This is a genomic window from Streptococcus cuniculi, from assembly GCF_004570575.1.
Taxonomy (GTDB): Bacteria; Bacillota; Bacilli; order Lactobacillales; family Streptococcaceae; genus Streptococcus; species Streptococcus cuniculi_A.
Map to the genome: position 1 here is coordinate 50,802 of NZ_SPPD01000004.1, position 17,710 is coordinate 68,511.

Below are 17,710 nucleotides of genomic sequence, written 5' to 3' on the forward strand. Positions count from 1 at the left end.
TTGATGAATGCAGCTCCTTGCCTTGGCCTATTCCTTTCTCAACCCTAAAATAAGCATCAAACTAGTTTTTCGTCTGATGGCGAGGCTAGTTTTTTTCTGTCTTGAGAAAAAGGAAGTGAGGACGGCATTTTTAGGCGCGATCATAAAATTCCCTAATCACAGTGATAGAAAAAATGTATTGGTCAAGAAGCAGGGTGCATGGTATCATAAAATCCATCAACAACAGGGAGGGTGTTATGGAATACAGTACAAAGGCGATTCACGGTCAAGTTGATGATACAGGAAAAGGTGCTGTCACCTATCCAGTCTATCTTTCATCCACCTTTTTACAGGAAGGCGTCCAGCAATTTGGAGAGTTTGTCTACAGCAGGAGCGCCAATCCCACACGATCTGCCTTGGAACAACAAGTGGCTGATTTGGAAGGTACTCGTTATGCCCTAGCAACCGCGACAGGAATGGCAGCAACAGCCATTGCCTTTGAGCTGTTACAGAGTGGAGATGGCATTCTCATTTCAGACACGGTCTATGGAGGGACATGGCAGTTTGTCAATGAATTATTTGAAAGCCGCAATCTATCCTATGAACTGGTCGCGGATTTCAACCAGTATGACTTTTCACAGGTGGCAAGCCATATAAAAGCGGTCTTTCTGGAAACACCGACCAATCCACTTCTGCAGGTGACAGACTTAGAAAAGGTGATCGGTCGTGCCAAAGCACAAGGTTTGCTGGTGATTGTAGACAATACCTTTATGACCTCTTATTTACAACGCCCGCTGGATTTTGGGGCAGATATTGTCGTCTACTCAGCGACCAAGTATTATGCAGGTCACTCGGATATTCTAGCAGGACTAGTCGTCACCAATCGAGAGGATCTCTATCCCCAGCTCAAGCTAGCGCATAAATTATTAGGAGCTATTCTCAGTCCCTTTGATGCCTTTCTCTTATCAAGAGGGATTAAGACTTTGCCTTTGCGGTTAGAAAAGCACCAAGAAAATGCCCAGTTGGTAGCAGAATACCTGGATCAACAAGAGGGGGTAGAAGTCTTTTACACAGGCCTGTCACACCATCCCGGACATGCCATTCAAGAGCAACAAGCAAGTGGACATGGTGGGGTTGTGTCGTTTGTATTGGATGAGGAAACGTATGATTTGGAAGTATTTGTTCAATCCTTGACACTTTTTGGGTTTGCGGTTAGTTTGGGTGGTGTCGAATCTCTCATCTGTCGCCCCGCAACCATGACGCATGAATCTTACAGTACAGACTTGCAAGAGCGCATCGGTATTCGCAAAAATTTGCTACGCTTGGCAGTCGGAATTGAAGCAGGTCAAGATTTGATTGAGGATTTAGCACACGCCTTTGACAAGGCTAGACAATAAAGGAGAAAAAGGTATGAAAAAACTAGTAGTATGGATCGCAGGGATTCTAGCAACGGTCTCACTTGTCGCGTGTGGCTCAACTTCCCAAAAACAGTCTGCTCCAGCAGGCTCATTGCTTGAACAAATCAAGGAAAAAGGGGTGTTGAAAGTGGGGACTGAAGGAACCTATGCCCCTTATACTTACCATGATGAGAGCGGAAAGTTGGTTGGCTACGATGTTGAAGTCGCTGAAAAAGTGGCTGAAAAGCTCGGTGTCAAGGCAGAATTTGTCGAAACAGAGTGGGATTCCATTATTGCGGGTCTTGATGCGGGACGTTTTGATATCATTGCCAATCAGGTTGGGGTGACCGATGAGCGCAAGGAAAAATACGATTTTTCAACGCCATATACCTACATCTACGGAGCCTTGATTACCTCTAAGGACGATACGACAACGAAAGCCTTTAGTGATATCAAGGGGAAAAAATCAGCCAATAGCTTGACCAGTAATTGGGCGGAAATTGCCAAAAGTAACGGTGCAGAAATTGTCGGTGTCGATGGTTTCCAACAAGCGATTGAATTGCTGGCTTCAAAACGCGTGGATGTGACCATCAATGATAATGTCGCCTATCTGGACTATATCAAGCAACATCCAGATGCTCCTGTCAAAGTTGCGGCTCTATCAGAAGATGCGCAGGAGACAGCTCTACCAGTTGTTAAAGGTAATGATGATTTGGTTGTGGCAATCAATCAGGCCTTGAAAGAATTGGCAGACGAAGGTGTATTGACAGAATTATCCAAGAAATATTTCGGCGACGATGTATCACAAGTGAAAAAATAGAGGTCATTATGACAGATAGATTATGGCAAATTATTCTTGATTCTTTTAGCCAGATACTGATACCAGGGTTGTTGGTGACGATTCCACTAACAATCCTCTCTTTCGTGTTTGGCCTACTGATTGCAGTGTTGACAGCCTTGGTGCAAATTGCCCAGATTCCGGTGCTGAAACAGCTCGCTCGGTTTTATATTTGGTTGATCCGAGGCACACCTCTTTTAGTGCAGCTCTATGTCATTTTCTACGGTTTGCCAAATTTGGGGCTGGTATTAGATGCCTTTCCATCAGCTGTTTTCGTCTTTTCAGTTAATACAGGAGCCTATGCGGCAGAAACGATTCGGGCATCGATTGAGTCGGTTCCGAAAGGGCAGCTGGAAGCGGGATACTGTGTGGGGATGACTTTCTCCCAAACCATGCGGCGCATTGTCTTGCCTCAAGCCTTTCGAGTGGCCTTTCCTCCCTTGTCCAATTCTTTAATCAGCTTGGTCAAAGATACATCCTTAGCTGCGAACATCACAGTTTTAGAGATGTTTATGGCGACCCAGCAAATTGCGGCCAGAACCTACGAGCCCTTTGCCTTGTATTGCGAGGTAGGGCTGATCTATTTACTGTTTTCAACAGTATTAACCAAGTTGCAAACCTATGGTGAAAAGAAATTGAAAGTTTATTAAGGGGGCAAGATGATCGAAGTACAGAAGATAAGCAAGTCCTTTGGTACGACCAAGGTCTTGCAGGAGGTGGATTTACAGGTGGAACAAGGAACGGTGACGGTTCTTCTAGGTCCGTCAGGGTCAGGAAAGACGACCTTGCTCCGCTGTATGAATTTTTTAGAGCGGGTAGATAGTGGTCGGTTGGTCTTTGGCGAAGAGACCTATGACCTAGCTCATATTCGCCAGAAAGAGATTGCCGAGATTCGCAAGCATACGGGCTTTGTCTTTCAAAATTATAACCTCTTTGCCAATAAAACAGCCTTGGAAAATGTGACCGAGGGCCTCATCGTGGCTCATGGATATAGCAAGGAGGAAGCAGAGCAAATCGGTAGAAAAGCTCTTGATAAGGTAGGGCTTGCTGACAAGTATTGTGCCTACCCGAGTGAACTGTCAGGCGGTCAACAGCAACGGGTGGGAATTGCGCGGGCGGTTGCCAGCAACCCAGCGGTTATCTACTTTGATGAGCCGACCTCGGCCCTTGATCCAGAACTTATCGGTGGAGTCTTGCAGGTCATGGTCGAGTTAGCTAAGGAAGGGATGACCATGGTTGTGGTGACCCATGAGATGAGTTTTGCCCGTGAAGTCGCAGATAGAGTGGTCTTTATGGAAAACGGTCAGATTATTGAGAAAGGAAGTCCTGAAGAAATATTTGATTCTCCCAGAGAAGAGCGAACCAGGCAATTTTTATCTCGGATTCACCACTAGCCTATCCCTAGTTGGAGCTTGAGTCTTTTTTTGCTATAATACTGACATGGAAACAAAATGTAGTTACAGTCAGGAAGAAAAAGAGCAGTTCATGCGGGAGGCCTTAAAAGAAGCAGAGCGTTCCTTAGCAAAAGATGAGATTCCCATCGGATGTGTCATTGTCAAAGACGGCGTCATTATCGGACGGGGGCACAACGCGCGTGAGGAGTGTAATCAGGCGATTCTACATGCAGAAATTATGGCCATTCAAGAAGCCAATCAGCAGGAAGAAAACTGGCGGTTGCTAGATACGACCCTGTTTGTGACCATCGAGCCTTGTGTCATGTGTAGTGGCGCAATCGGTCTCGCGCGGATTCCGCAGGTCATCTACGGCGCGCCCAATCAGAAATTTGGAGCCGCAGGTAGTCTCTATAATATCTTACAGGACGAGCGTCTCAACCATCGTGTTGCGGTTGAGACAGGGATTTTAGAAGAGGAATGCGCCTGTATCATGCAGACCTTTTTCCGTCAGGGACGTGAGAAAAAGAAGGCACTCAAGCAGGGTCAGCAGGCGCAGCCCACATGAGGGACTGAGAATACTTGCACCGAGTTTTGATTTATGATAGAATACTAGATGGAGCAACATCTGTGCGTGAAGCGGGTCAGGGGAGGAATCCAGCAGCCCTAAGCGATGTCGGGTGTGTGCTCTTTTTTTGTTAGTCAATAAATTCCTATGAAATCAATGATGTTCATAGATTTTCTTTTGTCATATATAAGATGTCAATTGGGCTGGAGTGAGACTCGGTCATTGTTGATTCTATTGCTGTAACGTCGTTGTGCCACTCCATCGTGTAACGCTAGTTTATACTTAACAAAATCAGCTATAGCTGTATAATAATCTTATGACAACCGCACTTTCTCCGTTCCAAGTCAATGAATAAAAGCAGGCACTCAGAGGTAACCACAATGCCAGTATCATAGAAAAATTCAGACTCTTATTCTTTGCTGAATGTTATAATTTAACAGTCTGCAGCTAAATCAGTAGGCTTTGTTCATCAAACTGTACGAAATGTATTGAATCGTTATTTAGACGGAGGCCTACAGGCCCTTCTCAATGAGAATCGCGGTGGACGTCGTCATGCCTACATGACACATGAAGAGGAAGAACGTTTCCTCAAAGAACAATTTTCTTCTGCGTTGAATGGAGAATGTGTTTTTGGAAAAAGAAAAAAATTTAAAAACTCTTTTTGAAAATGGTATTCGAGAAGGGAATAGAACGTTTAGAGCTGATGCATTTGAAGCTACTTTATCTGCATTTTCTGCAATCAAAAATGATAGAGAAGAAGATATAGAAGAATTAGAGTTATTGGTCTAAGAGAATTACTCATGACAGTTGAAATATTTGTCAAGCTATAATTTGGAAAGATTCTGACTAGATTCAATATCAATTGAAAAATTAGAATCATTAGATATTGAGGACACCTGATAATCCCAAAGATTTTATCTATACAAAAATAAAAAACATAAGGTTTGACATAATTATAATAAATGAACTATTCCAAATTGTAGAGTTTTTGTTATATAAAAGGAACACCTCATAAGAAGTGTTCCTTTCATTATCTGCATGTTCTACTTAAATTTTATTATCTAAAAAGTGTAGAGAAAAATGTAGAGATTCGATTGATTTATATTGCAATGTAATGAAATTCAATATTTCAAAAATCGCATAAAATCAAGGTTTCTATGGTCTATTGACGTATAGTGAATCCCTATTTCACCTCAGTAAAAATCACGTGTTTACGCAATTTTGGTGAGTATTTTTTCAATTGAAGACGGTCTGGAGTGTTGCGTTTGTTTTTAGAAGTAAGGTACAAGCGTTCACCAGATTCTTTGTGTTCAAGTGTAATGTTTACGCGCATGGTATCTCCCTTCTATTATTCAGCTGCAGCAGCTTTAGCGATTTTACGTCCTTTGTAGTATCCTTTCAAAGATACACGGTGAGAACGTGAGTAATCTCCAGTAGTTTCGTCAAATTTCACAGTTGGAGCTGCCAATTTGTAGTGTGTACGACGTTTGTTTTTCTTCGCTTTTGATGTGCGACGTGCAGGTACTGCCATTTCTTTCTATCCTCCGTTATAGTGGTACGAGCCTAGCTCGTTTCATAGTCCGTCTATTTTTCACTCATTACGTCGTTAGTGCATCTTGCCTAACTCTAGTTATGCCTGCGATGTCATTGCTCAGTGCTAAATGAAAACAGAAAGACTATCCTATTCATTTGGCTTTTGCCAACTGTATTAGAATATCATATTTCTTTTGTAAAGTAAAGTTACTTGACAGATTTTTTTTGAAAAAAGCTCTACTATTTTTTCAAAAATTCTAAAAACATGATAAAATGAGGAAATGGTGGTCATTTGAGGAGAGAAAATGTCTATAAAACTACTGAGTTTGTTAAGTTTGGTTGTTATTTTGACTAGTTGCGGTGTTTCGCCAGTAAAAAAGGAACAGATAAAAGCAGAATATAGCCCAATTATTGTTCAAAAATTTCAAGCTTTAGGATATAAAGGAAAAGTTTCCGTAGACAACTATAGCAAGATGCTAGAGACAGGCAGTGAGAGACTTATTTTCACCTATAGTGAAGAAGTAGAGGGCGAGGTTATTATCATGGAGGCCAGTATTTCAATTGATACCAATCAATCACCCGAGGAAGACTTGGCTGATGTAGAAGTTGATATGAATATCAAGGAAGAAGCAATGTGGCAGCAACCGGCTGTCAGGGAGCAGGTTGTTCAGATAAAACAAGTATTTAGTGGGCTGGAGACCAAGGATTTGAAACTTGTATCTGTAGCAGGACAAAGTGTTGAGGCTATTTCTAGCTCGGATAGAGAACTGGTTTGGGAAGATGTTGTAGGAAGTAAGGCTGAATTGTCTCAGGAGGCAGCAAACAACAGAGAGTCCGGTCTACCGATAGGTGGCTATTATTCTATTGATGTTCAAAAGTATTTGAAAAAGCATGCATTGGAAATTCGTATAGATTTTGATTGGCAACTGTCAAAAGAAGAACAAGAAGATGTCAATACTCCCAGATTAGATTTTGTTAGGAGAGTGGAAAAACTAGACTTTACCCATGTATGGGACGGCTATTATATAGTAGGTTTTGACAGGGTGAGTAGAACTAGTCGGAATGGAGATATACAAGATATGATTGTCCTGGATATTCAAGATGGGAAACTTGTTCGTAGCTTTTCTGCACTTTGACAGACGAATGAAGCTATTCTATGGTAGAATAGACAGATACTAGTAAAAGAGGAAATAGAATGAAACTACAAAAACCTAAAGGAACCCAAGATATTTTACCCCGAGAGTCTGCCAAGTGGCAGTATGTGGAAGAATTTGCCCGTAAAACCTTTGGCAACTACAACTATCAAGAAATCCGTACGCCTATTTTTGAGCATTATGAGGTGATTAGTCGTTCTGTGGGAGATACGACCGACATCGTTAGTAAGGAAATGTATGATTTCTATGACAAGGGAGACCGTCACATCACCCTTCGTCCGGAAGGAACAGCTCCTGTGGTCCGTTCGTATGTTGAAAACAAACTCTTTGCACCAGAGGTGCAAAAGCCTGTTAAGTTGTACTATATGGGACCTATGTTTCGCTATGAGCGTCCGCAGGCAGGGCGTTTGCGCCAGTTCCACCAGATTGGTGTGGAGTGTTTTGGCTCCAGCAATCCTGCGACAGATGTGGAGACGATTGCCATGGCGGCGCAATTTTTCAAAGAAATTGGCATTCAAGACATACGCCTGCATTTGAATACGCTAGGGAGCAGTGCGAGCCGGGCGGCTTATCGCAAGGCCTTGATTGACTACTTGACACCACTTAAAGAGACCCTCTCAAAAGATAGCCAGCGCCGATTGGAAGAAAATCCGCTTCGCGTTTTGGATAGTAAGGAAAAGGAGGACAAGGTGGCAGTAGCCAATGCTCCGTCTATTTTGGACTACTTGGATGAGGAAAGCCAAGCGCATTTTGATGCTGTGCGTGGTATGCTTGAGGCCTTGAAGATTGACTATGTGATCGATACCAATATGGTGCGTGGTCTTGACTACTACAATCATACGATTTTTGAATTTATCACAGAGGTATCGGGAAGCGAGCTGACAATCTGTGCAGGTGGTCGCTACGACGGCTTGGTCGAGTATTTTGGCGGACCAGCAACGCCTGGTTTTGGCTTTGGTATGGGGATTGAGCGCCTCCTCCTTGTGCTTGAGATGCAGGAGGTAGAACTTCCGCTGGCAGAAGAGTTGGATGTCTATATTGCTGTTTTGGGCCAAGAGGTGAATGGTAAGGCCTTAGAACTGGTACAGGCTCTCCGCAATCAAGGTTTCAAAGCGGAACGTGATTATCTGGGGCGTAAACTGAAAGCCCAGTTCAAGTCGGCGGATCAATTCCAAGCGAAAATCATTATCACACTTGGGGAAAGTGAAGTGGAGCAGGGTCAAGTGACCGTGAAGAATAACCAAACGCGAGAAGAGCTGACGGTCTCTCTGGAGCAGGTAGGGACAAATTTCACAGATATTGTTGACCAGTTAGAGTGTTAATTTGGAGTAAATCAGGAAAAATAAGGTGTATTTCCTGATTTTTTATTTGTGAAAGAAAAAAAATTTGAGAAAATATTCACAAACATAAAAGAAAAACGTTGATTTTGCAGGGAATTTGAAAACATCTCACAATCTTTTAAAAAACAATTTGTGAAATGTTTAACAAACTCTTTACAAAACAAAAGAAATGAGGTAGAATAATATTGTGAAAAAGTTAACAAATAAAAGTTGACAGAAAACAATTTTGGAGGAACCCCAAATGGCTGATAAAAAACAATCACCAGAAGAACAATTGCAAGCTGCACAAGCACATGTGGACGAATTGGTCCAAAAAGGTCTTGTGGCTCTCGAAGAATTTCGTAGCTTGAACCAAGAGCAAGTGGACTATATTGTAGCGAAGGCTTCGGTAGCAGCACTTGATGCACATGGTATCTTGGCAGCCCACGCTGTTGAAGAAACGGGGCGTGGTGTGTTTGAGGACAAGGCGACGAAAAATCTATTTGCTTGTGAACATGTTGTGAACAATATGCGTGGTGTCAAAACAGTTGGTATCATCGAAGATGATCCGATTACAGGTTTGACGAAAATTGCAGAGCCAGTCGGTGTGATTTGTGGGGTAACGCCAACAACGAATCCAACCTCAACTGCAATCTTCAAGTCCTTGATTGCCTTGAAAACACGCAATCCAATTGTATTTGGTTTCCACCCTTCTGCACAGGAATCTTCTGCGCATGCGGCAAGAATCGTGTATGAGGCAGCTGTGAAAGCAGGGGCACCAAAAGACTGTATCCAATGGATTTCAGAGCCTTCTATTGCGGCAACCAACGCTCTTATGAACCACGATGGAATCTCAACTATCCTTGCAACAGGTGGAAATGCCATGGTGCGCGCTGCCTACTCATGCGGGAAACCTGCTCTTGGGGTAGGTGCTGGTAACGTTCCTGCCTACATTGAAAAATCAGCGGATATTCGCCAAGCAGCTCATGATATTGTCATGTCTAAATCATTTGACAATGGTATGGTGTGTGCGTCTGAGCAAGCGGTTATCATTGACAAGGAAATCTACAAAGAATTTGTAGAAGAATTTAAGTCTTATAAGACTTACTTTGTGAATAAGAAAGAAAAAGCCCTCCTTGAAGAATTCTGTTTTGGTGTAAAAGCCAATAGCAAGGACTGTGCTGGTGCGAAATTAAACGCAGACATCGTTGGAAAACCAGCCGCTTGGATTGCGGAACAAGCAGGTTTCACTGTCCCAGAAGGAACCAATATTCTAGCTGCTGAATGTGCAGAAGTTGGACCAAATGAGCCATTAACTCGTGAAAAATTATCTCCAGTTATCGCGGTATTGAAAGCGGATGATGTGGAGGACGGTCTAAAAAAAGCCCGTCAAATGGTGGAATTTAATGGTCTTGGTCACTCGGCAGCGATTCATACAAAAGACGAGGAGCTTGCAAAACGTTTCGGTACAGAAATGAAAGCGATGCGTATTATCTGGAATTCACCTTCTACATTCGGGGGTATCGGAGATGTTTATAACGCCTTCTTGCCGTCATTGACACTTGGATGTGGTTCATACGGACGCAACTCAGTTGGTGATAACGTATCTGCTATCAACCTTCTTAATATCAAGAAAGTAGGGAAACGTAGAAATAATATGCAATGGTTTAAAGTTCCTTCAAAAATCTACTTCGAGCGTAACTCTATTCAATACCTCCAAACAGCGGAAGGTTTAGAGCGTGTTATGATTGTTACGGATAAATCAATCGAAAAACTCGGCTTTGTGCAACGGGTGATTGATCAGTTGAACCTGCGTTCCAATCAAGTGACGGTTCAAGTCTTTTCGGATGTTGAGCCAGATCCAGATATTACAACAGTTCGCCGTGGTGCGGAAGTGATGAAAGCCTTTGAGCCGGACACAGTTATTGCCCTCGGTGGTGGTTCTCCGATGGATGCCGCAAAAATCATGTGGCTCTTCTATGAGCAACCAGAAGTGGACTTCCGTGATTTGGTACAAAAATTCATGGATATCCGTAAACGGGCCTTCAGATTCCCGTCACTGGGTAAAAAAGCGAAATACATCGGTATCCCGACAACCTCTGGTACAGGTTCAGAAGTGACACCGTTTGCGGTCGTTTCTGATAAGGCAAACAACCGTAAGTACCCACTTGCGGACTACTCCTTGACCCCAACGATTGCGATTGTTGATCCAGCTTTGGTAGAATCTGTTCCTGGTTTCATTGCAGCAGACACTGGTATGGATGTATTGACGCACGCAACAGAAGCCTATACTTCTAACTTTGCAAATGATTATACAGACGGTATTGCGCTTCAAGCGATTAAACTGGTCTTCCAATACCTCAAGAAATCAGTGCTTGAGGCTGACCCAGAAGCTCGCGAAAAAATGCACAATGCCTCAACCATGGCTGGTATGGCCTTTGCGAATGCCTTCCTTGGTATGAGTCACTCAATGGCGCATAAGATTGGTGGAATGCACCATACTGTTCACGGGCGTACGAATGCTATCTTGCTTCCATACGTTATCCGTTACAACGGTACTCGCCCAGCTAAGACGACTACATGGCCTAAGTACAACTACTGGAAAGCGGATGAGAAATTCCAAGACATCGCTCGTATGTTAGGGCTTCCTGCTTCAACTCCAGAAGAAGCAGTAGCGTCCTATGCAAATGCTGTTTACGAGCTTGGTGAAGCGGTTGGTATTAAGATGAACTTCAAAGATCAAGGTATCGATGAAAAAGCATGGAAAGATAGCTTGCATGAGATTGCCCTTCTTGCTTACGAAGATCAATGTTCACCAGCAAACCCACGCTTGCCAATGGTCGCAGACATGGAAGAAATCTTAGCCGATGCTTACTATGGCTACAAAGAACGCCCAGGTCGTATCAAATAATCGTGATAGTTCCCCAATAAAATAGATGAGGCTGGGCCAAAAGTCCTAGCAAGATAAAAAAGCAACGGTTTGCCCGTTGCTTTTTGCAGTACGACTGGCATGTTGTACAACGGATGTGAACGTCCTCTGTGGGCCTCCGCTACCGGTGAAGTCAATAGTGACTATTAAGCTTGACTATTGTGAGGTGGCGGGGGATAGACTGTTTTAAGTCTGGTGCTGAAAATAAAAAAACACTAGGTAGAAGTATACCTACTTCACTCGTGTCTGTAAAACGAGCTATATCAAAACCAGCCCTCATCAAAACGTGGACTGGTTTCTTACTTGGATTATTATCTAGAACGACATGTGTTAAAAGTTGGTTAAACCACTGTGTGCTGATGAATGGCACGCACGGTGGTGTGAGAGGGACTAGCGATTAACCCCTACTCGATTGGTTGTGGCTAGTCTCTTGGTATAGTGATTAAGTTTTAAAATAGTAACAAAGAGATTCCTTTATAGATTCAAATTGTCTTAATCATTTGATAACTTCTCTCTTTAAGTTTGCTCAAGCAGTTTCAATTGGATTTCATTCTGGTGAATAAGGCGGTAAAGGCAGAATGAAGTACAACATCTATTTGTTTCTAAGGGTGAAAACGAGCATGATTCATTACCACAACATGAGTTTCAGATAGGAGGGGAACAGCTACTCTGAAAACCACTTCATAAAAAAGTCACTTGTTATATTTTCTTTGTAAATCATTGGAGCTATAAAGTGATTTACAATTTGACCAGCTAAAACCGAAACACGTTCAAACCTTCTTCCACTAATCTTATGGCCTCTAAGTGCTCTCGCTCGTGGACATGTCAGATATCAATACCGGTTTCGTCACTATAAACGACTGGATAGGTGTTGGAGAATGGTTAAGAATTGCTGGACTTTTACTGCGTCCTGCTTATTTCGCGAAGAAAAGCATCTGGATGGTCTAAGATAAACTTCTGAAGTTACTCTAGTGGCAATTTTCTAGGACGTGGAGAACGCTTTTTACTGTCAACGTTGAACGGTTGTTCCCATAAATAGAGAGTATTGATGCTAGTGTTAAAGAGCCGATAAGTTTCCTTGCGAGTGAGACCTTTATCTTGAACAAAGGAAATGACTTATTTTCTAAAATCTAAATCACATGCCATAACGTTAGTATATCATAATTACTGCTCTAAAACTGAAAGACTGTATTTCTTCAATTAGTCTACATAAACGCTTGATTGTTTATTCAACCAGCTATAGATGAGTCCGATGACCAGTCCGCCACCGACGTAGTTTCCAAGACCTGAGAAGAGGAAGTTGGATAGGACGGATAGGACGGTCATGCCTTCTACTGGACCACCTGTCGCGAAGATAGCGAGAGAGAAGGTCGAGAAGTTGGCAATCACGTGTTCATAGCCGAGGAAGGCAAAGATAAAGATGATGAAGATAACTCCGATTGCTTTTCCCGCATCGTCTTTCATTTTCAGAAAGGCAAAGACCGCAATGTTGACCACCATATTGGCGAAAATCCCTTCGATAAACTGGGTCAGAGGAGCTTTGGCGATTTTAGCAATCGTTCCTTGTACCAAGTAGCTATCAGCTGTTACATGTCCGATTGAAAAAGGGACTGTCTGTGCAATGAGGAAGCAGACCAGCACTGCGCCAACAAAGTTAAAGAAGATACAAGTGGCTAAGATGTTTAATGCAGTCTTGGTCGGAATGACCTTACGGTAGATGGCGACCGTCATATACATCATATTAGAAGTGCCGAGCTCTGCATTCATATAGAGGATCATGAGCAGTCCCCAACCAAACAGGAGACCGTAGCTGAATTTTCCAAGGCCTGCCGCCACATGCTCTAGCTTGTCTGCCGTGTAGAGCGAAATCGTAATTCCCAGCGCCAAGTAGACACTGGCAAAAATAGAGCGTAGCGCATATGCCCAGTAGTTGCTCTCAATCAAAGCTGCTTTTTTCTTGATACTTTTATCAATCGTATACATCAATGTTTGCTCTTGTGTTGCCAAAATAGATACCTGCTTCATTTTTGTTTGATAATTTTATCACAATCTATACTATACCAAAAAAAGCCAAAAAATGTAAGGGTTTTTATAGAGAAAATAGTGTTTTTGTTCTACTTTTTTAGATATAGGTGTTGTAAATATGCAAATTTATGTTTAGTTTCTTCCATTGTATGGTACAATAAATATGAAAATAATTATTAGGAGGGTTAGATGAAGAAGACAGCTATTTTTGAACAAGTTGTAGATATTATGCGGACAGATTCATCCACGAAAAAGGATTTGACAGGAGCAGATCCAGAAATCTATCGTAAAAAAATAATAGATGATATGTCAGAGGAGGAATTCCTGTATCAAATGCACTGTTATCTCGCAAGTTTTGGAGTTCTCGGACATGTGAGCTTTTTTAAGAAAAATAGTAAGCCTGCTCCATTTCGCCTGAGAAGACAGGGAAACGTGCTGTACGTAGTAGAAGCTGATCCTGCGACCAATCTTCAAAAAGGAGATGAGATTATTGCACTTGATGGCCGAGAAATTATGGCTCTTTATCAAGAGCATCGTACTTATTTCACTAGTCCGACAGAGGAGCGCCAAGCGCAAGAATGGAAATATTTTATGCTCAAGGCGGAGAGTTTGACTGTGATGAGAGCGGGAAAGAAATCAGAAATCCAAGTTCAGAAAGTCAACCATGTACAGGAAGCGCACTTTGAAGTGAAGTGTTTAACGCCAGATACTGTGTACTTGAAAATGGAAGATTTCTCAAGTGAGGAAAAAATTGGCAATCTGTATCAGGAAGCAATTCCCTTATTAGACAAAGCGAAGTATCTTATTATTGATGTTCGTGTGAATCATGGTGGTTCAGATTCTCTCTATTTTCCCTTGCTCAGATATGCCTTGCCAACGGGGAAAAGTCTGCTAGATTTGGATGTACCGAGTCCAGGGATGGAAGTTCTTTATACGGAGCGGAATGTTGATTTGCGACGGGCGCTATTTGAGCAAGAATTAGAAGACGAACATCTTTCAGAAGAAAGTCGCCAGTTCTTGCTGGAATTTGTCAAGGAACTAACCCTCCATCGTGGTAAGGGGTATGTCGTGCATCAAGATGATGAGTCAGAGATGGCTTATTTAGCAGATATTGTTGGACTCGGCAAGCCTGAAAAGGTTTTTATCTTATCAGATGTGGGGTGTGGGTCTTCAGGGGATAATTTCGTCCAGATAATGAAAGAAATGCCCAAGGTGACTGTTCTTGGTAGATCAACAATGGGGATTTTGGATTATTCCAATTGCTGTTTTGTGGATTTTGATGAGTATCGTCTGCTATTTCCAACCTCACGTAATCTTGCTATTGATGCAGGTGAAGGCATGAATGACAAGGGAGTAGAGCCGACCATCTTTATTCCATGGACCCCAGAGCATTTAGAACGTGATGTCGACTTGGAAGAATGTTTGAAATTGTGTCAGGAAGGATGAAACAAGAGGTTATTCCAAAAGTCTAACCTCAAGTAGAACAAGCGAACAAGGTTAGTTTTCTGAATCTCAGAATTCGGCCTTGTTCGCTTATTATGTCTAATTGATGGTGGCGAATTTCAACAATCAAAATCTTTTTATCTCAGTTTAAGATTCTGTTCGATATTCACGTGCTGTGTGCGGTTGATAGGTCGCGATAAACTGCTCAATTTGTCCCCAATGATCTGAAAAGAGTTTTTTTACGATCTTCCTGAGTCAAAAATCCTGCATTTACCATGGCATCGAGGAATTGTTCTAAGGCTTGATAGTAGCCTGCGATATTAAAGAGAGTGCAGGGCTTGTCGTTTTTCCCAATCCTTGCCTAGGCGATAACTCCAAGAAAGTAGCTGGTAATGGTCTGCTCATCAATTGGTTCTCTCTGTTGCAACCACCAGTTAATCGTTTCGATAAAGGTTGTTGCGACAAAGTGTTCCAAAAAGGATTCGGGAACAGTAGCTTTTTGACGGATGAGCGGTGCTTGAATAAGAGGAAAGACATAGCGGTGTAGTTCTTTCTTGAGACGTTTTGTAAAATATAAATTATTCGATAGTAAAAGGGTCGCTACCTTATCTTGATTATTCTTAAAATGGTAGAAGATATGGGCAAGCGTCCCATGGATATCCTGCTTAGCTTGAGGCTTGGCAAAGGTATGGGCAAAGAGATCCTCGCAAACCTCCTCCAGTAACATCTCCTTGCTTTCAAAATGGGCATAAAAGGTCGAGCGCCCCACATCTGCCAAATCAATAATATCCTGCACGGTAATCGTGTCATACTTTTGTTGATTGAGCAAATGGATAAAGGCTTGGTAAATGGCTGCGCGTGATTTTTTGATTCGTCTGTCCATCGTTTTCGTACAAATGAAGCAGATTGTCTGGTAACAAACACCTAGGTCAATCTGTATCTTGTTTTTTCCTTTCTGATAATGGATAATAAAATCGAACAAACTGTTTGATTCTGAATATAGTATACATCAATTTGGAGGAAAAAGATATGCCTGTTTATAAGAATATTTGGATTGCCTGCTGTTTGAACCTTGCCTTTGCTTTACTGGAAGCGGTGTTTGGCGTTATGTTTCGTTCCAGTCTTATCCTAGCTGATGCTGTGCATGATGCAGGAGATGCTCTCGCAATCGGGCTTTCTGCCCTGTTTGAGACCCGAGCGACGAAAAAGGCTACTCATCGTTATACCTTAGGCTACAAACGTTACAGCCTACTGGGAGCTCTTCTGGTGTCGAGCATTCTCATCACAGGTTCCCTCTTTGTGATTCGGGAGAATATCCCCAAGTTACTGGCGCCAGAAAAGGTGGATCATAAGGGGATGTTTGTGTTGGCAATCGTAGCCATTGCGGTCAACCTTGTCGCCAAAGGAATGATGGAAAAAGGTCACAGCCAGCATGAAAAAATCCTCAGCCTGCATTTTCTTGAGGATATTTTAGGTTGGCTACTAGTTCTTGTATTGTCTGTCCTTTTCCAATGGACGGATTGGTATATCTTAGATCCCCTCTTTTCCCTTTTGATTGCGGGCTTCATTTTATACAAGGCAGTTCGACAATTCTGGGACAATATAGAGATTGTACTGGAAGCGACACCTAAGGGGGTTGATATAGAGAAAGTAGCGCAGGAATTGGAGGCTGTTCCGCCTATTGAAGCTATTGTGCAGCTACAGGTCTGGAGTTTAGATGGTGTAGAACATTGTGCCATGGTTCATCTTCAAGTAAGGAAAGTGGAGGATATGGCTGAAAGCAAGCGCTTGGCTCATGCTTTATTGAAGAATTACGGCGTTGGACAGGTGACGATTGAATGTGATAGCAGTGTCCGTTGACACTAAAGTATAAGAGAGGAGGCGGGGATTTATCCCAGCCTCCTATTGTGTGAACGCCTATTTGTGGAAAAGGATCAGATATTGCTGTTTATGGAGTATGGGGAGACAAGAGATGAGGGCATTTTACAGCTCGGCTTCCCATTCGTTTATTTTTTGAAGCAAACGGTTTTCTTATACTCACGCGCAGCAGGTGGTTGATAGGTCGCGATGAAGCCCTCTATCTCCTCCAAGTTATCTGAGAAGAGTGTTTTTTCACGGTCATCGGTCGTTAGAAATCCTTCAGTTACCATGGTATCAAAAAACTGCTCCAAGGCTTGATAGTAGCCTGCAATGTTAAAGAGAATGCACGGTTTATCATTTTTCCCAATCCTAGCCCAGGAGATGACCTCGCTGATTTCTTCCAAGGTACCGGGACCGCCCGGTAGGGCGATAAAGACATCTGCCTCCTGAATCAAAGCCAGCTTGCGCTCGGACATGGTCTCAACTGTACGAAGTTCTGAGAGATGCGGGTGGGCGAGCTCACGGTCTTTGAGAAATTCTGGAATGATGCCAATGACCTGCCCACCGTGTGCGAGAACAGTATCAGCGAGTAAGCCCATAAGGCCAGTATTGCCCCCTCCGTAGACAAGGGTATGCCCCATGCCAGCAATCCACTTTCCAAGCGTAATGGCCCCTTCTTGATAAAGGGGATTTTCTCCCAAACTTGCTCCACAATAAACCGTTACTTTCATTGTCCCTTAAACCTTTCTTCTAATTTTTCTTTGTGACTGTTCATGATGTCTTCAAGCGAAATCTGGTAGGTATCTGCGATGATAAAGAGGTTGTCCAGAACATCCCCTAACTCCTCACGAATGTGGCCGAGATTTTCTTCCTGATTGCTGATGGGTTCATCTGGCCGATCACGCCCAATCTCCATTTTCCGAATGGCCTGCGCCAACTCTCCAACTTCCTCGCAGAGAAAATTAGTCCGAATAAAGGAATTGTAGGCGTACCAATTGCGTTCCTTATAAAACCTGCTGACCCACTCCTGATATTCCCGAATGTCCATCTTTACCTCTTAACAATATTTGCTAGTATTGTACCATGAAACGGATAGTAAGAGCAAGGAGGTGGCTATTCAGCAAGACGAACATTAAGAGCCGATTATTAATGCAATAAACAAAAAAATTATGGTGAAATCTGTTAATAAGGCAACTTGAGATGTTAGGAAAAATTGATATTTGCCAAAAATTTTTAGACATCTAAAAAACTTTTGGCACAGTTTTTAAGTTGGA

18 protein-coding genes, 1 other RNA gene and 1 pseudogene are annotated in these 17,710 nt (G+C 42.6%); 13 read left to right on the forward strand and 7 right to left on the reverse strand.

Features of this window, described 5'->3' with window-relative positions; translation table 11 throughout:
• The first annotated feature begins 236 nt into the window (after positions 1 to 236).
• From E4T82_RS04100 to E4T82_RS12450, 8 genes and pseudogenes are all read left to right on the forward strand, one after another.
• Positions 237 to 1,376: a trans-sulfuration enzyme family protein gene (locus tag E4T82_RS04100; RefSeq protein WP_135181607.1), complete on the forward strand. Its 1,140-nt coding sequence runs from the start codon at positions 237 to 239 to the stop codon at positions 1,374 to 1,376.
• Positions 1,377 to 1,389: 13 nt separating this feature from the next.
• A complete protein-coding gene (locus E4T82_RS04105; RefSeq protein WP_135181608.1) occupies positions 1,390 to 2,196 on the forward strand; it encodes an amino acid ABC transporter substrate-binding protein in 807 nt (268 codons plus the stop codon).
• An 8-nt stretch (positions 2,197 to 2,204) separates the two neighbouring features.
• Positions 2,205 to 2,864 (forward strand): amino acid ABC transporter permease, encoded by a 660-nt coding sequence (locus E4T82_RS04110; RefSeq protein WP_075105199.1) that lies wholly within the window; start codon positions 2,205 to 2,207, stop codon positions 2,862 to 2,864.
• 9 nt (positions 2,865 to 2,873) lie between these two features.
• Positions 2,874 to 3,608 (forward strand): amino acid ABC transporter ATP-binding protein, encoded by a 735-nt coding sequence (locus E4T82_RS04115; protein WP_135181609.1) that lies wholly within the window; start codon positions 2,874 to 2,876, stop codon positions 3,606 to 3,608.
• 46 nt (positions 3,609 to 3,654) lie between these two features.
• The gene (tadA, locus tag E4T82_RS04120; protein ID WP_135181610.1) at positions 3,655 to 4,173 is read left to right on the forward strand and encodes a tRNA adenosine(34) deaminase TadA; all 519 of its coding nucleotides are present in this window, start codon (positions 3,655 to 3,657) and stop codon (positions 4,171 to 4,173) included.
• 45 nt (positions 4,174 to 4,218) lie between these two features.
• Positions 4,219 to 4,304: signal recognition particle sRNA small type (gene ffs / locus E4T82_RS04125), an RNA gene on the forward strand.
• Between the two features lie 321 nt (positions 4,305 to 4,625).
• Positions 4,626 to 4,838: pseudogene (locus E4T82_RS13155) on the forward strand (helix-turn-helix domain-containing protein); the annotation flags it as partial.
• Complete coding sequence (locus E4T82_RS12450) at positions 4,804 to 4,962, forward strand: hypothetical protein (RefSeq protein WP_167753559.1); 159 nt, start codon at positions 4,804 to 4,806, stop codon at positions 4,960 to 4,962. The pseudogene E4T82_RS13155 and the gene E4T82_RS12450, both read left to right, overlap by 35 nt.
• Before the next feature lie 394 nt (positions 4,963 to 5,356).
• Here the strand turns inward: E4T82_RS12450 and rpmG are convergent, their stop codons facing one another.
• Together rpmG and rpmF are read right to left on the reverse strand one after the other, a co-directional pair.
• Positions 5,357 to 5,506 carry a 50S ribosomal protein L33 gene (rpmG, locus tag E4T82_RS04135; RefSeq protein WP_002262412.1) on the reverse strand — a complete coding sequence of 50 codons (150 nt, stop codon included), beginning with the start codon at positions 5,504 to 5,506 and terminating at the stop codon, positions 5,357 to 5,359.
• 15 nt (positions 5,507 to 5,521) lie between these two features.
• Complete coding sequence (rpmF, locus tag E4T82_RS04140) at positions 5,522 to 5,704, reverse strand: 50S ribosomal protein L32 (RefSeq protein WP_135181611.1); 183 nt, start codon at positions 5,702 to 5,704, stop codon at positions 5,522 to 5,524.
• Between the two features lie 307 nt (positions 5,705 to 6,011).
• On the opposite strand from rpmF, the gene E4T82_RS04145 reads away from it, so the two are divergent.
• From E4T82_RS04145 to adhE, 3 genes are all read left to right on the forward strand, one after another.
• Positions 6,012 to 6,842, forward strand: coding sequence for a hypothetical protein (locus E4T82_RS04145; RefSeq protein ID WP_135181612.1), 831 nt, complete (start codon positions 6,012 to 6,014; stop codon positions 6,840 to 6,842).
• A gap of 59 nt (positions 6,843 to 6,901) precedes the next feature.
• Positions 6,902 to 8,182, forward strand: coding sequence for a histidine--tRNA ligase (hisS, locus tag E4T82_RS04150; RefSeq protein WP_135181613.1), 1,281 nt, complete (start codon positions 6,902 to 6,904; stop codon positions 8,180 to 8,182).
• A gap of 259 nt (positions 8,183 to 8,441) precedes the next feature.
• Complete coding sequence (gene adhE, locus E4T82_RS04155; RefSeq protein ID WP_135181614.1) at positions 8,442 to 11,090, forward strand: bifunctional acetaldehyde-CoA/alcohol dehydrogenase; 2,649 nt, start codon at positions 8,442 to 8,444, stop codon at positions 11,088 to 11,090.
• A gap of 1,218 nt (positions 11,091 to 12,308) precedes the next feature.
• Here adhE and E4T82_RS04165 read toward each other — a convergent pair.
• Positions 12,309 to 13,091 (reverse strand): formate/nitrite transporter family protein, encoded by a 783-nt coding sequence (locus E4T82_RS04165; protein WP_432422580.1) that lies wholly within the window; start codon positions 13,089 to 13,091, stop codon positions 12,309 to 12,311.
• Positions 13,092 to 13,322: 231 nt separating this feature from the next.
• On the opposite strand from E4T82_RS04165, the gene E4T82_RS04170 reads away from it, so the two are divergent.
• A complete protein-coding gene (locus tag E4T82_RS04170; protein ID WP_135181616.1) occupies positions 13,323 to 14,579 on the forward strand; it encodes a S41 family peptidase in 1,257 nt (418 codons plus the stop codon).
• 202 nt (positions 14,580 to 14,781) lie between these two features.
• On the opposite strand, the gene E4T82_RS13160 is transcribed toward E4T82_RS04170, so the two are convergent.
• Entirely contained in the window at positions 14,782 to 14,931 is a 150-nt protein-coding gene (locus E4T82_RS13160) for an LOG family protein (RefSeq protein WP_135181686.1), read from the reverse strand.
• 6 nt (positions 14,932 to 14,937) lie between these two features.
• The gene (locus E4T82_RS04180; protein WP_135181617.1) at positions 14,938 to 15,459 is read right to left on the reverse strand and encodes a TetR/AcrR family transcriptional regulator; all 522 of its coding nucleotides are present in this window, start codon (positions 15,457 to 15,459) and stop codon (positions 14,938 to 14,940) included.
• A gap of 146 nt (positions 15,460 to 15,605) precedes the next feature.
• Between E4T82_RS04180 and E4T82_RS04185 the strand changes: the two genes are divergently transcribed.
• A complete protein-coding gene (locus E4T82_RS04185; RefSeq protein ID WP_135181618.1) occupies positions 15,606 to 16,436 on the forward strand; it encodes a cation diffusion facilitator family transporter in 831 nt (276 codons plus the stop codon).
• Between the two features lie 146 nt (positions 16,437 to 16,582).
• On the opposite strand, the gene E4T82_RS04190 is transcribed toward E4T82_RS04185, so the two are convergent.
• Both E4T82_RS04190 and E4T82_RS04195 read right to left on the reverse strand, forming a co-directional pair.
• A complete protein-coding gene (locus tag E4T82_RS04190) occupies positions 16,583 to 17,167 on the reverse strand; it encodes a TIGR00730 family Rossman fold protein (protein WP_135181619.1) in 585 nt (194 codons plus the stop codon).
• A complete protein-coding gene (locus tag E4T82_RS04195) occupies positions 17,164 to 17,484 on the reverse strand; it encodes a MazG nucleotide pyrophosphohydrolase domain-containing protein (protein ID WP_135181620.1) in 321 nt (106 codons plus the stop codon). Before E4T82_RS04195 ends, E4T82_RS04190 begins: the two co-directional genes overlap by 4 nt.
• Positions 17,485 to 17,710 lie beyond the last annotated feature (226 nt).